Origin of the sequence: Streptomyces sp. NPDC057438 (assembly GCF_042802995.1) — a bacterium.
In the GTDB taxonomy this organism is placed as follows: Bacteria; Actinomycetota; Actinomycetes; order Streptomycetales; family Streptomycetaceae; genus Streptomyces.
Map to the genome: position 1 here is coordinate 99360 of NZ_JBHVDD010000020.1, position 13741 is coordinate 113100.

The 13741-nt window shown below is 74.0% G+C and carries 9 protein-coding genes and 1 pseudogene; 4 read left to right on the top strand and 6 right to left on the bottom strand.

Features of this window, described 5'->3' with window-relative positions; translation table 11 throughout:
* The first annotated feature begins 403 nt into the window (after positions 1-403).
* From ACFU5F_RS14510 to ACFU5F_RS14520, 3 genes are all read left to right on the top strand, one after another.
* A complete protein-coding gene (locus tag ACFU5F_RS14510; protein ID WP_383886759.1) occupies positions 404-3625 on the top strand; it encodes an FtsX-like permease family protein in 3222 nt (1073 codons plus the stop codon).
* A complete protein-coding gene (locus ACFU5F_RS14515; RefSeq protein WP_383886735.1) occupies positions 3622-6396 on the top strand; it encodes an ABC transporter permease in 2775 nt (924 codons plus the stop codon). The genes ACFU5F_RS14510 and ACFU5F_RS14515 overlap by 4 nt, the downstream gene beginning before the upstream one ends.
* Positions 6397-6599: 203 nt before the next feature.
* Positions 6600-7601, top strand: a complete 1002-nt coding sequence (locus ACFU5F_RS14520) for an ATP-binding cassette domain-containing protein (protein ID WP_383886737.1) — start codon at positions 6600-6602, stop codon at positions 7599-7601.
* Here ACFU5F_RS14520 and ACFU5F_RS14525 read toward each other — a convergent pair.
* The 5 genes from ACFU5F_RS14525 to ACFU5F_RS14545 form a co-directional block, all read right to left on the bottom strand.
* Positions 7588-8289, bottom strand: coding sequence for an ABC transporter ATP-binding protein (locus ACFU5F_RS14525; RefSeq protein ID WP_383886739.1), 702 nt, complete (start codon positions 8287-8289; stop codon positions 7588-7590). The genes ACFU5F_RS14520 and ACFU5F_RS14525 overlap by 14 nt on opposite strands.
* Before the next feature lie 79 nt (positions 8290-8368).
* On the bottom strand, positions 8369-8887 hold the full coding sequence (locus ACFU5F_RS14530) for a macro domain-containing protein (protein WP_383886741.1): 519 nt from the start codon (positions 8885-8887) through the stop codon (positions 8369-8371).
* Positions 8888-9494: 607 nt separating this feature from the next.
* Positions 9495-10256 carry a nuclear transport factor 2 family protein gene (locus ACFU5F_RS14535; protein ID WP_383886743.1) on the bottom strand — a complete coding sequence of 254 codons (762 nt, stop codon included), beginning with the start codon at positions 10254-10256 and terminating at the stop codon, positions 9495-9497.
* A 161-nt stretch (positions 10257-10417) separates the two neighbouring features.
* Entirely contained in the window at positions 10418-11284 is an 867-nt protein-coding gene (locus tag ACFU5F_RS14540) for an SDR family oxidoreductase (RefSeq protein WP_383886745.1), read from the bottom strand.
* 47 nt (positions 11285-11331) lie between these two features.
* Positions 11332-12249, bottom strand: coding sequence for an NAD-dependent protein deacetylase of SIR2 family (locus ACFU5F_RS14545; protein WP_383886747.1), 918 nt, complete (start codon positions 12247-12249; stop codon positions 11332-11334).
* A 352-nt stretch (positions 12250-12601) separates the two neighbouring features.
* Between ACFU5F_RS14545 and ACFU5F_RS14550 the strand changes: the two genes are divergently transcribed.
* Positions 12602-13546, top strand: coding sequence for a helix-turn-helix domain-containing protein (locus tag ACFU5F_RS14550; RefSeq protein WP_383886749.1), 945 nt, complete (start codon positions 12602-12604; stop codon positions 13544-13546).
* A 51-nt stretch (positions 13547-13597) separates the two neighbouring features.
* Here ACFU5F_RS14550 and ACFU5F_RS14555 read toward each other — a convergent pair.
* Positions 13598-13741 (bottom strand): annotated as a pseudogene (locus ACFU5F_RS14555) (aldehyde dehydrogenase family protein); the annotation flags it as partial.

Genomic DNA, 13741 nt, shown 5'->3' on the forward strand with positions numbered 1-13741 from the left:
GTGGTCTCCGGGCGGTCCGCGAGGGACTGGCGACCGCCTCCACCGGTGCACGCGGAAGCCGAACTCGCGCTCGCTCGGCCTCTCGTCGGGAGGGCCGACGACACGCTCGCCGATCAGCTCGGTGCCGCGTTCCCGGCGGGAGAGACGTCCTCCCTCGTCGGCGAAGCACCCCTGATCGATGCCGCGGTCGGCGATCACGTCGATGACACACGAGGCCGATGGACATGTCGATCACCGTAGACACCCGCAAGATACGCCGTATCCGATCACAAGATGAGCAAAGTCAGTCCTACAATGCTCTCTGCATCCGCACGCCGTCGTCGCTGACCCACGACCCGGGGTGTGGTTGGAACCGGGGGGTTTGGTGGGGGAGCGAGCGGTGCCTGCGGGCGCGTTGCGATTCATTGTGCTGCGGGCGTGGGCGTATCGCGCCCTCGTCGGTGCGGTGTTGCTGACCGTGCTGCTGACCACGGCCGTGCTGGCCGCGCTCACCGCCTACTCGGGCGCGATAGGCGACGCGGCGCTGCGGCGATCGCTCGCCGAGCAACGGACCGCCGCCGAGACCGCCTTGGTGCTCAAGGCCGACGTGCCGGCCGATGAGCGGCGGGCGGCCGACGAAGCGGTGCGGGCGGGCGCCCGCACCGTCTTCGACGGGCTGCCCCTGCGGGTGCGGACCCTGCTGCGGTCCGGCCCCTACGCCCTGCCGCCCGCGCTGCGGCCGGCCTCCGAGCACGGCGAGAACCCGGACCTCACCTTCTTCGCGGCACTGGATCGCACACAGGTGCGGACCGTCGCCGGGCGGCTGCCCCGGGAGGCGGGGACCGCCGGGACCGTCGAGGCCGCCCTGCCGCAGAGCGCCGCCCGGCGGCTCGGGGTGGAGCCCGGCGCCCGGCTGACCGTCACCGACCGGCTCAACGGCCCGGCGGTGCGTGTGCTGATCACCGGCGTGTACCGGCCGGTGGACGTCCGGGCACCCTACTGGCAGTTGGACGACCTGGGCGGGCGCGGTGCGGAGGCGTCGAGCTACACGACGTACGGCCCCCTGCTCACGGCCGCCGGCGTGCCGGCGTCGGGGCGGGTGAGCGTCGGCGCGTCCGGCTGGCTGGTGTCGGCCGACTACTCCTCGCTGACGACGGAACGGATCGGCGCGCTGCGCGAGGCGGCCCGCTCGGGCAGCGCGAAGCTGCGCAAGAGCCCCGCGCTCAGCAGCGCGACCGCGGCGGACACCGCGTTGCCGGAGGTGCTGGACCGCATCGAACGCTCCCTGCTCGTCACACGCTCCAGCATGCTGATCGTCGCGGGCCAGCTCGGCCTGCTCGCGGCCTGCGCCCTGCTGCTCGTGGCCCGGCTGCTCAGCTCCGAACGGACGGCCGAGACCCGGCTGCTGCGAGCGCGCGGGGCCACCCGGGCGAGGCTGGCCGGTCTGGCCGCGCTGGAGTCCCTGCTGATCTCCCTGCCCGCGGTGGTGGTGGCGCCTCTGCTGTCGGGGCCGTTGACACGGCTGCTGGCCGGGCAGGGCGCGCTGGGCGGGACCGGAGTGCGCGTGGACGTACCGGCCGGCGGCCGGCCGGAGGTGTGGGCGGTCGCCGCGGGGGTGGCCGCGGTGTGCGCGCTGGCGGTGGCCGTCCCGGCGTGGCGGGCGTCGTACGCGGGCAGCGTCGGCACACGGGCACAGGCGCTGGCCGCACCGCTGCGGGCCGGGGCGGACGTCGGCCTGCTCGCCGTGGCGGGTGTCGCTCTCTGGCTGCTGGGCGACCAGGACTCCGGTGCCGTCACCGCCGACCGCGGGGGCGTCCTCGGCGTCGACCCGCTGCTGGTGGTGGCACCCGCCCTGGTACTGCTCGCCGGAACGCTGCTGGTGCTGCGGCTGCTGCCCCTGCTGGCACGCGTCGGCGAACGGCTGGTGACCCGCGGGCACGGGCTGACCGCGGCCATGGTCGGCTGGCAGTTCAGCCGCCGGCCGATGCGGGGCGCGGGTCCGGTCCTGCTCCTGGTCATCTCCGTGGCGCTGGGCGTGATGGCGATCGGGCAGAACGCCTCCTGGCACCGTTCCCAGGCCGACCAGGCCGATTTCCGGGTGGGCGCCGACGTACGCGTCCAGGGCTCCGGGAGCGGTGACGTGGGCCGGACCGACGTCTACGCGGACGTTCCGCACGTCGACGCCGTCGCCCCCGCGTTCCGTGGCACGGTGTCGCTCTCCGGCAGCCGCAACGCGACCGTCCTGGCCGTCAACACGACGGAGGCCGCCGGGGTGGTGCCGGCCCGGCACGACCTGACGGACGGTCCGATGTTCGCCGGGCTCGCGCCGCGCGGAGCACCCGCCGGTGTCGCGGTACCGAAGGGCACCACCCGGCTCACGCTGACCGCCGCCCTGCACAGCACCGGGCGGGGACCGGGCGCGGATGTCACCCTGACGGTGCGGGACCGGCACGGAACCACCTACGAGATACCGTCCGGCCGCCTCGGCACCGACGGCCGCTCGCACCGGCTGACCCCGGAACTGAACGGCGCTCGGGGCCCGTTGGCGCTGACCGGGCTCACCCTGAGCACGCCCCAGCCGACCGACCGTGCCCAGCGGCACCGCCTGGTCCTCGGCGCGCTCACCGCGACGGCGGCCGACGGTGACGTCCGGGAGTTGTCCCTGCCGGCGAAGTGGACGACCGCGGTGGAGGCCGACCTGGCCGGCGCGCCCGAGGACGACGCCCGGCCGACCCGCCCCCGGCTCACGTCGACCGCACCCGTCACCCTCACCTACAGCACCGGATACCAGCCGTCCGGCATCTCGCCGCCCGCCCTGCCGCTGGAGGTCCGCCTCAAGGTCGCCCAGCCCCGGGCGCCCGAGATCACCGCGGTCGCCACCGACCGGTTCCTCACCGCCTCCGGCGCGCGCGAGGGACAGCGCATGAAGGTGACGTTGGACGGCCGGTCCGTGCCCGTCCGCATCGTCCGCACCGCGAGCGCCCTGCCCACCACCGAGGCCACCGCACGGGACGGCGGGGCGCTGCTGGTCGATCTCCGGGCCGTGAACCAGGTACTGCAGGCCCGCTACGGGACCAGCCTGAAGCCCACCGAGTGGTGGCTCAGCACGGCCGAGCCCCGCGCCACGGCAGCGGCCGTACGGGCCCTGCCCGACGTCGATCCGGAACGGGTGACGGTGCGCGACGAGACGGCGGCGGAACTGCGCGGCGACCCGTTCGGGGCGGCACCGGAGGCGGCGCTGATCGCGGCGGCCGCGGTCACGGTGCTGTTCGCCTCGCTCGGCTTCGCCGTCAGCGCGGCAGGCGCCATACGGTCCCGGGACGCCGAGTTCGCCGTGCTCCGCGCCCTGGGGACACCGCGTCGAAGGCTGACCCGGCTCGTCGCCGTGGAGCACGGCGTGCTGGTGACCCTGGCGCTGCTGGTCGGCGCGGTGCTGGGCGCGGTGCTCACCCATGCGCTGGTTCCCCTCGTCGTCCTGACCGGGCGGGCCACCCGTCCGGTCCCGCCGGTGCTGGTGGAACTCCCGCTCCTGCCGCTGACCGCACTGCTGGTGGCCCTCGCGGCAGGGCCCGCCCTCGTGACCGTGGCCCTCGCCGTGCGGCGGGCGAAACCCGTGACGACGCTCAGGGACGAGGTGACGCAGTGACCGCGCAGCCGGTACCCCCTCAGGGCGGGGTGACGAAGGCGGTGCCGCCACGGGTTCGGTCCGGGTTGTGGACCCGGCTGAGGGCGTTCGCCGGTACGTCCGTGGCCCTCGCGCTCCTGGTGGCCGTGACCGCCGCGCTGGCCGCCGCGTACCCGCGTGCCGTCGACCGGTACGGGGACGCGGGACTGCGCCGGGCGGTCGAGCAGGCCCTGCCCGACCGGACGACCGTGCAGGTGCAGGTGCCACTGTCCTGGATGGAATCGGTCGAGGAGATGGAAGCAGCCATGCGTCCCGGTCCGCTGGCCGCGGCGCGGGCCGAGGTTCTCGCCGCCCCCGAGTCGCCCCTCGTACCCGACCGCGCGCAGTCGTCGTACGGGGTGCGTACGACCGAGTCCCTGGAGGCGTTCGACCGCTGGCTCCCCCGACCCGCCGGGTATCCCGCCCAACTGGTGCTGGCCGCCCAGCAGGACCTGGCCTCCCATGCCCGGCTCAGCGCGGGCCGGCTGCCGCGCACCTCGGGAGCGCCGGTGACCTCGGCGACCGCGCGGGTCGAGGCGGCCGTCACCGTGGAGACCGCCCGCAAGCTCGGCATCCGGGTGGGATCGGTGATCCACGTACCGGGCCCGGCGGACGCCCCGCTCGCCGTCCGGGTCACCGGAATCGTCGTCCCGCGCGCCCCCGAGGGCGCCTACTGGTCGGCACTGCCGGTGCTGCGCACCCCCGTGCTGAGCCGGCTGCCCAACCAGCCGCCGACGGAGGTCCACTGGCTCGGCGGCCTGCTTCTCGCCCCCGGCGCCGGCCCGGCGCTGCTGGGCACCCCCGGCCGTCCGGAGCGGTACTGGCAGGTGGCGCCGGACATCGCCACCCTGCACGCCCGCGATCTCGACCGTCTGGCGTCCGCCGTGGCCGCCCTGGAGTCGGGCCCGGGAGTGCAGCGACTGCGGTCGGCCGTCGACGAAGATCTGGAGGCCCAGACGAACCTCGACGAGGTCCTCGCGGACCATGCCCGACTGCGGTCGGGGATCGTCCCGTTGCTGCTCCTCGCCGCCTTCGGGGCCGGCAGCCTCGCCGTGATCGTCCTGTCCATGGCCGGGGGAGTCGCGGCCGATCGCCGACGCGCGGAACTTGCTCTGCTGCGGGCCCGCGGCGCCTCACTGACCGGTCTGGCCCTGCGGCTGCTCGCGGAGACGGCGGTGGTCGCCGTGCCGGCGGGCGCCCTCGGACTGACCGCCGCGCTGCTCGCCCTGCCCGGTGCGCGCACCGGGCCCGCCCTCGCGGCCGCCCTCGCCGTGACCCTGCTGGCCTGCGCCGCGCTCCCCCTGCGGGCCGTCGTGGAACACCGCACCGTGCGGATGCACGACGGGCGGGAGGACGTCGCCGCCGCCCGGCCGTCGCGGCGCCGTACGGTGGCGGAACTGACTGTGCTGGTGATCGCGACGGGGGCGGTCGTCGCACTGCGCCGGCAGGGATCCGGCAGCACCGGTCTGGTGGCCGCCGCCCCGCTGCTGACGGGCGTGGTCGCGGCGCTGCTGCTGGCCCGTCTCCACCCGCTGCCGCTGCGGGCGCTGAGCCGGGCGGCGACGCAAATGCGGGGCCTGGTGATCCCGCTGTCGCTGGCCCAGGTGGCCCGCGCCCCCGGTTTCGCCGTACTGCCCCTGCTCGCCCTGCTCAGCGCCCTCACCACGGCGGCGTTGGGCGGTTCGGTCCTGGCCGGGGTCACGGCGGCCCGCGACCAGGCCGCACTGCTCGACGTCGGCGCCGACGGCCGCGTCGAGACCATCACCGGCGCACTGCCTCGAAGCCTGCCCGGCCGCGTGGAACGGATGCCCGGCGTACGGGACATGGCGGAGGCGAGTGTCAGCTACGACGCGAAGCCGGAACAGGGCAGCCGGCCACTGCCGCTGGCCGGCGTGGACCCCGACACGTACGCGCGCCTGTCGCGCCACACGGGTTTGGGGCCGTTCGACGCGGCCCGTCTGGAGCCCGAGGACGGCGGTACGGCGGGCGGCGCCGACCGGCCCCTGCCCGCGCTGGCCTCACCCGGCTTGGTCGACGAGTACGGCACCGGACCCCACTCCGTCCTGCTCTCGGACGGCACCTCCGTCACCGTCCGGATCGCCCTGGTCAGGGACCGCACCCCGGCCCTGTCCGGCGACGAGTTCCTGATCGTGGACCGAGCCGGCCTGCCCCGCGGCGCGGCGCCCACGACGACGCTGCTGCTGACCGGTGACGCACTGAACGGCCGTACTCTGCGCGCGGCGACGCAGGGCACCGCGGCGGCCGTCCGGCTGCGCACCGAGGAACTCGACCGGCATGTCGGCTCACCGCTGCAGTCCGGCGCGGAACGCCTGTACGGTGTCGCGGTCGCCGCGAGTGCCGGGTACGCGGTACTCGCCCTCGTGCTGACCGTGCTGCGCACCGCGCCCGAACGCGGCGCCCTGCTCGCCCGGTTGCGCACGATGGGCATGACCCGGTCCCAGGGCCGCCGGCTGCTCATCCTCACGGCCCTCCCACAAGCACTCCTGGCGGCGGCGGGCGGCGTGCTCACCGGCTGGGTCGGCATTCAGCTGCTGTCGCCCGGCATCGACCTCTCGGCCATCGCCCTGGCGTCCCCGTCCGCCGCCGAGGGGGCCGCGCTGCGCACCGATCCGCTGTCCCTGGCGGTTCCGGCACTCACCGTGCTGGTGCTGGCCGTCGGTGTGCCCGCCGGGCAGGCATGGTGGGCCGGCCGACGTGGGTCGGTGCGTGAACTGCGGCTGGGTGACACCTAGTCGGATCACCTCACGCGCAGGGACCACCCTCGACCGCCGCAACGACCGCGACCACGACCGCGACCACGACGACGAGCGCGACCACCTCGACGAACGCGACCGCATGGACGGTCCGCGACGTACGGGACCGGACAGGGAGCAGAACCCCGGGACCGAGCCCTACCGGCTCCGGCCCGTGCCCTTCGACCGCCCAGGAGCAGCCGATGACCAGCAGCCCGACCTTCCACGAACTCGCCGACCGTGCCCGCGCCGAGCGCGACGCCGCCGCGTACGGGCACGACGCCCTGATCACCTGTGACCGGGTGGTACGCATCTTCTCCGCCGACGGTGTGGAGGTCCAGGCCCTGCAGGGTCTTGACCTCCTCGTTCGCCAGGGAGAACTCATGGCCCTGGTCGGTGCCTCCGGCAGTGGCAAGTCGACGCTCATGAACATCCTGGCGGGGCTGGACAGACCCACCGCCGGTGCCGCCCGCGTCGCCGGCCACGACCTGGGCGCGATGTCCTCCAAGGAACGCCTCGCCTACCGCCGCAGGACCGTCGGCTTCGTACGGCAGCAGACCTCCCACAACCTCCTGTCGTATCTCACCGCCGCGCAGAACGTCGCCCTGCCCCTGCAGTTGGCGCGCACCGCGGGCCGGCGCCGGGCCCGGGCAGAACGTGCCGGGGAACTCCTGGACCTCCTGGGCGTCGCCGACTGCCGTGACCGGCGGCCGCACCAGATGTCCGGTGGCCAGCAGCAGCGCGTCGCCCTGGCGGTCGCCCTCGCCAACGATCCCGCGGTCCTGCTCGCCGACGAACCCACCGGCGAACTCGACTCCCACACGGGCGAGCAGGTCTTCGCGGCGTTCCGCACGGCCAACGAGGAGCTGGGGACCACCATCGTGATCGTCACCCACGACCAGTCCGTCGCCGGCGAGGTCCGCCGCACGGTGGCCATCCGGGACGGCCGTACCTCGACGGAGGTCCTGCGCCACAGCGAGGTCGACTCCGCCACCGGCCAGGAGAACGTGGTCGCCCGCGAATACGCCATGCTCGACCGGGCCGGCCGCCTCCAACTGCCCGCCGAGTACACCCGGGCCCTGGGGATGCGCGACCGCGTCGCCCTCGAACTGGAGCCCGACCACATCACCGTCCGCCCGGACGAGGCCCGCGACGACCGGCACGGCCGGGGCCCGGCCGCGGACACGGTGCCTAGCTCCTCGTGACCTCGGTGATCTCCCCGTCCCTCAGCTCCAGCACACGGTCGGCGAGGTCGAGGAGTGTCGCGTCGTGGGTGGCCACGAGAGCCGTGATCTGTTCGCTGCGGACGACCGCGCGCAGCAGCTCCATCACGGAGTGCCCCGTCTCCGCGTCCAGTTGCCCGGTCGGCTCGTCGGCGATGAGGATCGAGGGGCTGTTGGCCAGGGCGCGGGCGATGGCCACGCGCTGCCGCTGACCGCCCGACAACTCGCCCGGGCGCTGCGCGGCATGGTCCGCGAGCCCCACGAGAGACAGCAGCAGGTCGACACGCTCCCGCCGCTCACGCGGGTCCGCCCTCCGCAGCCGCAGCGGTACGCCCACGTTCTCGGCTGCCGTGAGGAGGGGGAGGAGGCCGAACGACTGGAAGACGAAGCCGATGCGTTCCCGGCGCAGCGCGAGGAGGGCGTCCTCACCCTGTTCCCGCAGATCCAGTCCGTCGACGGTGACCTGTCCGCTGTCCGGCTCGTCCAGACCGCCGACGATGTTGAGCAGGGTGGTCTTGCCCGACCCGGACCGTCCCTTCACCGCGACGAGTTCCCCCCGGGGGATCTCGAAGGAAACGCCGCGCAGCGCGTGCACGGTGCCGGCACCTCGGCCGTACGACTTGTGTACATCCGTCACCCGCAGCATGGCTGCGGTCACCGCCCGGCTCATCGCGCCCCCGTAAGCTCCGCCGATTCCGCAGCGCACCACTATTCCACCCGGCGCGGCCACCGGCAAAGCACGGCGTGCGTCAGGGGCGGGTGCCTTCGTCGAGCGCGTGCCGGTAGGCCTGTTCGTCGGCGTCCTCGAAGACGGCGAACACCACGCGGTCGAAGCGGTCCGGCCGTGCCGCGATCCAGTCCCCGACGGCCCGCAGCGCGACCGGCGCGGCCTCTTCCTTGGGGTAGCCGAAGACGCCGGTGCTGATGGCGCAGAAGGCGAGGGTGCGGATGTCCTCCACCTGCGCGGCGAGGTCCAGACATGCCCGGTAGGAGGAGGCGAGCGCCTGCGCGTCGTACGCGTGCGGTTCGCCCTGGACGACCGGACCGACGGTGTGCAGGACGTAGCGGGCCGGAAGGTGGTAGCCGCGGGTGATCTTGGCTGTGCCGGTGGGTTCCCGGGTTCCCTGCGCCGTGACGATCGTGTGGCAGTCGTCGCGCAGCCGGGGTCCGGCGGCGTTGTGGAGGGCGTTGTCGATACAGGGATGCCGAGGCCGGAAGCAGCCGAGCAGTCGGCTGTTGGCCGCGTTGACCACGGCGTCCGCGGTCAACGCGGTGATGTCGCCCCGCCACAGCACGGTCCGGGCCGCCGGACCGGTGGGCCCAGCCGGGGAACTCGGTCTCGATCGTGGGCAGTTCCCGGGGGGAGAACCTGGGCCGCAGCCGGCGCTCCGCGCCGAGGAGGGCGTCCAGCTCCCGGTCCGCCCCCTCCGGCAGAGGGCCGGGATCGCGGACGGTCAGCAGGGCGCGCAGCACGCCGCGGGCCGTCGCCGCGTCGGACTCCGTCCGGGGTGCGCTGTCGGCGAGGTTCCTCAGCGAGTCGGGGTGCAGGCCGGGACACCGCCGGGTCGCTGCTGAGCAGGCGGAGTGCCGAGCGCGCATGCGCGTCCCGCAGGGAGCCGGCGGCCGGCGCGGCCGTCGGGCGAAACGGGTCGTCGAGGGCGACCGCCGCCCGGTACGCGGACAAGGGCAGTACTCGTGCCTCCCCGCCGGCGAGGGCGTCGGACTCGGCGCGGATCGGGATCATCAAGGGCTCCGGGTGGGCGGGTACGGGGGGTGCCGATGGCCCGGCCACGCGCGGGCGTGCGCAGGGCCGAGCCATCGGCGGAGGGATCACTCGACGCGCCCCGCGATCCTGGCGATGTCATGGCGGGACGGTCAGAACAGGCTGTTGCCGTGCGGAAGTTCGGCCGGGACGGGTGCGATGACGTCCCAGTGCTCGACGATCTTGCCGTCGGCCACGCGGAACAGGTCGTAGTAGGCGACCGCCCCACCGAACTCGCCCTCGGACTGCGTCAGCACGAACTCACCCTCGGCGACGACCTTGTGGACCTTCTTGTAGACGAGGTTCTTGCCCGCCTCCGCCCAGGTGGCCGCCGCCGCGCCGAACCCGTCCAGGCCATCGGCGGCCTCGGTGTTGTGCTGGTGGTAGGTCTCGGTGGAGATGTAGTCGGTGAGCACCGAGTAGTCGGCGCCGACGAGGACCTTCTCGGCGAACTCGGCCACCAGGGCACGGTTGGCGTCGGCCCTGTCGGGCTCGGTGACCGCGGCCGGGCCGTCGGTCTGGGAGCGGCCGGAGACCGTGTCCTCGACCAGCGGGGTCAGGGCGTCCCAGTGCTCGGCCAGCTTGCCGTCGGCATCGACGCGGAAGAGGTCGAACCCGACGAGCGGGTCCGGGCCGAAGCCGTGGTAGGTGCCGTGCAGGGCGACCAGGTCGCCGTCGGCGATGACGCGTGCGCCGTCGTAGCGGAAGTCCTCGCCGAGCCCGGCGACGAGCCCGCGCAGGGCCTCGGGGCCGTCGGCGGCGAGCGCGCTGTGCTGCCGGTAGTCCGCGGCCACCCAGCGGTCGACGGCGGAGGGATCCTTGTCTTCGAACAGTTCGGCGGCGGCCTGCAGGACGGTGTTCTTCGCGTTGCTCATGACTGTCTTTCCTGCTGTGGAATCCGAGGGGGATGGTGGGCCGGCGATCGCGGCTCCCTGTGTTCAAACTATGCCGGGACGGCGACGACCACCGGGACAAAGACCGCCCTGCTATGGTCAATAACTGACTTGCTGCTCCGGTGCGCGGTCGGCGAGCCGGGTCAGCGTTCCGTCCCGCGCAGGACGTCGGCGAGGGACGTGGCGGGGCGGCCGGTGAGGCGGGGGACCGCGTCGCTGACCCCGTCGAGAGCGCCGGAGGCGATGGCCGTGTAGGTGGACACCCAGGCGTCCAGCTGCCACGGCGCGGCGCCGTAGGAACTGCGGGAGGCGTAGGCTTCCTCGACCGTCTCCTGCCGGTAGGTGACGGTGCGCCCGAACCGCTCGGACAGCAGGGCGGCGGCCTGGTCCAGCGAGAGGGATTCGGGGCCTGTCAGGTCGTAGGTCGAGCCCGCGTGGTCGTCCGGCCGCAGCAGCACCGCGGCGGCGGCGTCGGCGATGTCGTCCTGCCCGACGAACGCGGCGCGCCCGTTCCCGGCCGGGCCACGGATGACACCGTCCTCCCCGACGAGATCGGGGACGAACTCCGCGTAGAAGTTGTCCCGCAGGAAGGTGTACGCCAGGCCGCTCGCGCGGATGTGCTGCTCGGTGTGGAAGTGATCCCGGGCCAGTGTGAAGGCGGCGTCGGGTGCCGCACCGTAGAACGAGACGTAGACCAGGTGCCGGACGCCCGCCTCCGCCGCGGCGTCCACGAACGCCCTGTGCTGGGCGAGCCGGTCGGCGCTCTCGGAGGCGGACACCATGAAGACCGTGCGGGTGGCGAGGAGGGCCTCCCGCGCGGCACCCCGATCGGCGTAGTCGGCTCGCACGGCCACCGCGCCGGGCAGCCGTGGGGCGCGTTCCGGGGTGCGGACCAGGAGTTGCTGCGGGACTCCCCGTGCGGCCAGCCGCTGGGCGACGCGCCCGCCGAGCCGCCCGGTGGAACCGGTGACGGCGATGGCGGGGAGGGACGTGGCGGATTCCTCGGACATGGTGCCTCTCTTCCTGTGGTGACGAGGGGGGCGCTGCCGCCCGGGTGTCAGGGGCGGAGTCCGTCGAGCAGCAAGTCCGCTCCGAAAGGCACGGACAGCGCTCGTGCCCCGAGGTCCCACGGGACGTCGGGATGGGCGGGATTGATCCGGACGAGCCGGGCCCGAGGGGTGTGGCGCACCAGGTTCTCCATGGGACGGCGGATCACGCCGGGCGTATTGAATCCGGCCCCGATCTCCACCACGAGCAAGGCGCTGTCCGCGGGCGCGTCGTCGAGCCACCGGACCAGCCGCCGGCCCGCGGGCAGATAGGCGTCGTCGACGAACTCCGGGCCGACCCGGACGTTGGGGAAGACGTCGGCGCCGCAGCGGGGACAGCGCGGCAGCGCCCGGGGGTCGGCCACCCGGCCGGTGTCACGGTCGTAGGCGGCCAGGATCGCGTCGAGGAAGGGTCTGCTGGGCCAGGTCTCCCGCGAGCACGGGACCGTGCACTGGAGGCGCCCGTAGTCTCCCTGCGGGGTGAAGACCCGGTCCGCCTCGAAGCCGTTGCGGGCGAAGAGGGCGTCGACGTTGGACGTCATCACCCCGTGGTCACGATCGCCGACGCTCTCCCTCAGCGCGCGGTAGAGACGGTTGGGCTCGGAGCCGTAGCGGATGTCGTCGATGTGGACGGCCCAGTAGCCCCACATCATGTCCGCCGGGAGGGGCGCCCCGAACAGGTAACGCGAACGCAGGCCGAGCCGGTACAGCGCCGGGAGCAGTTCCCGGAAGCGTTCGGTGTCGCCGTAGTCGTAGCCGGCGGCGGCGCTCAGACCCGCGCCGGCCGCGATCAGGACGCGGTCTGCTTCCGCCAGCCAGGCGCGCACGGTCTCGCGGGCCGCTGTGGCCGATGCGGGCGATGCGGGCGAGGCGGTCGGGGTGGGAGTGCTGCTCGCCGTCGGGGCGAGTGGACGGGGCGCGGTACTCACGGCGTACGGGTCCTTTCCGGTGCCACGGATGACGGGTTCAGGTGGCCGCCGGCGGAGCCGAGCGGCACCGTCGGCGAGCCTTCCGCCCACGGTCGCCGGACTGCGCGGCCCGGCTCCAGCCCGCGCGCGTGGGCGGCACGGGGTGAGCGGCGGCGGAAGGGACGCGGGGGCGCAGCGAAGCCGTGGCGGCACACGCGCGGCGGGCGTCGAGAACGGGGGCCGACGCGGCTCCCACCCACGTCGTCGCCACACGTCTCCCTTTCCTCTTTCCGCCAGGGAGAGGTCCCGGGTTCGCGGCGACAGGATCAACATAGGGCGATGTCAGGCAGGAAGCCGGATAAACTTCCGACTGATGATGGCCAAAAACCGACATGACGCGCCGCGGGAGATCCCGGAGCTCCCCTTCGCCGCACCCGCGGGCACGCCCGCCGGAGTCGAGGTCATGTCACTGGCCGAGCTGCGGCGCCGCGTTCCCGCGCAGAGCCTGGCAGGGCCCCAGCGCCCCGATTTCCATCATCTGCTCACGCTCACCGAGGGAGACCTCCGGCAGGTCGTCGACTTCAGCGGCTACGCCCTGAGGCCGGGGGACTGGCTGTGGGCGCGCCCGGGGCAGGTGCACCAGTGGGGCGACGTCACCCGGGCCGAGGGCACCCTGGTCCTCTTCCGGCAGGACGTGCTGGACGCGGCCACGGCGACGGCCGCCCGGGTGGACGACCCGCACGCACCGGTCGTCACCACCCCCGTGACCGCCGACGCGGAGGCGGTGACCATGGCCGCGGAGCACCTGAGCAGCGAGTTCCAGGCGCTCGGCCACCTGCCCCTGGAGGTGCACATCGCGGCGCTGCGCCATCTCCTCGCCGTACTCCTGCTGCGGCTGGCCCATCTCACCGTCCCGGCCGGCGACTCCGCGCCGGACCCGGACGAGACCTACCTGCGCTTCCGTGACGCGGTCGAACAGCACTTCACCGACACCCGGAGAGTGGAGGACTACGCCAGGATGCTGGGCTATTCGGGGCGCACCCTCGCGCGGGCTACGCTGGCCAACGCCGGGCTCAGCGCGAAGGAGTTCATCGACCGCCGGGTCGTGCTGGAGGCGAAGCGCCTGCTCGCGCACGGCGAGGAGACCGCGGCCCAGATCTCGGACCACCTCGGCTTCGTCACCGCCTCCCAGTTCAGCAAGTACTTCGCCCAACGCGCCGGCCGGTCCCCGATCGAATTCCGCCGGGCGGTCAGAGGGCTGACGGTGAGTGCGCCGGATGGTGCGCAGCGGAGCGCCGACGGCACCCCGGGGGGCTGATCGGCCGGAAACGCCACAGCGCCCGTACCTCCGTGAGGAGGTACGGGCGGGGAAAGCCTCGATGCACCAGCGGACGCCGAAGCGGCCGTGACCGGAGGCTTCACACCGCCGAAGGGGACCATCGGCTCGTCGGCGACGGACTGGTCGCTGACGTGCACGATGCCGGCCCGGATCCGGCGCGCGACCGCCAGGCCT

Bases quoted from the DNA above. Each gene is read 5' to 3' on its own strand.
- ACFU5F_RS14535 (WP_383886743.1), bottom strand. From the start codon at position 10,256: ATGAGCAACGCGAAGAACACCGTCCTGCAGGCCGCCGCCGAACTGTTC.
- ACFU5F_RS14540 (WP_383886745.1), bottom strand. From the start codon at position 11,284: ATGTCCGAGGAATCCGCCACGTCCCTCCCCGCCATCGCCGTCACCGGT.
- ACFU5F_RS14520 (WP_383886737.1), top strand. From the start codon at position 6,600: ATGACCAGCAGCCCGACCTTCCACGAACTCGCCGACCGTGCCCGCGCC.
- ACFU5F_RS14525 (WP_383886739.1), bottom strand. From the start codon at position 8,289: ATGAGCCGGGCGGTGACCGCAGCCATGCTGCGGGTGACGGATGTACAC.
- ACFU5F_RS14550 (WP_383886749.1), top strand. From the start codon at position 12,602: ATGATGGCCAAAAACCGACATGACGCGCCGCGGGAGATCCCGGAGCTC.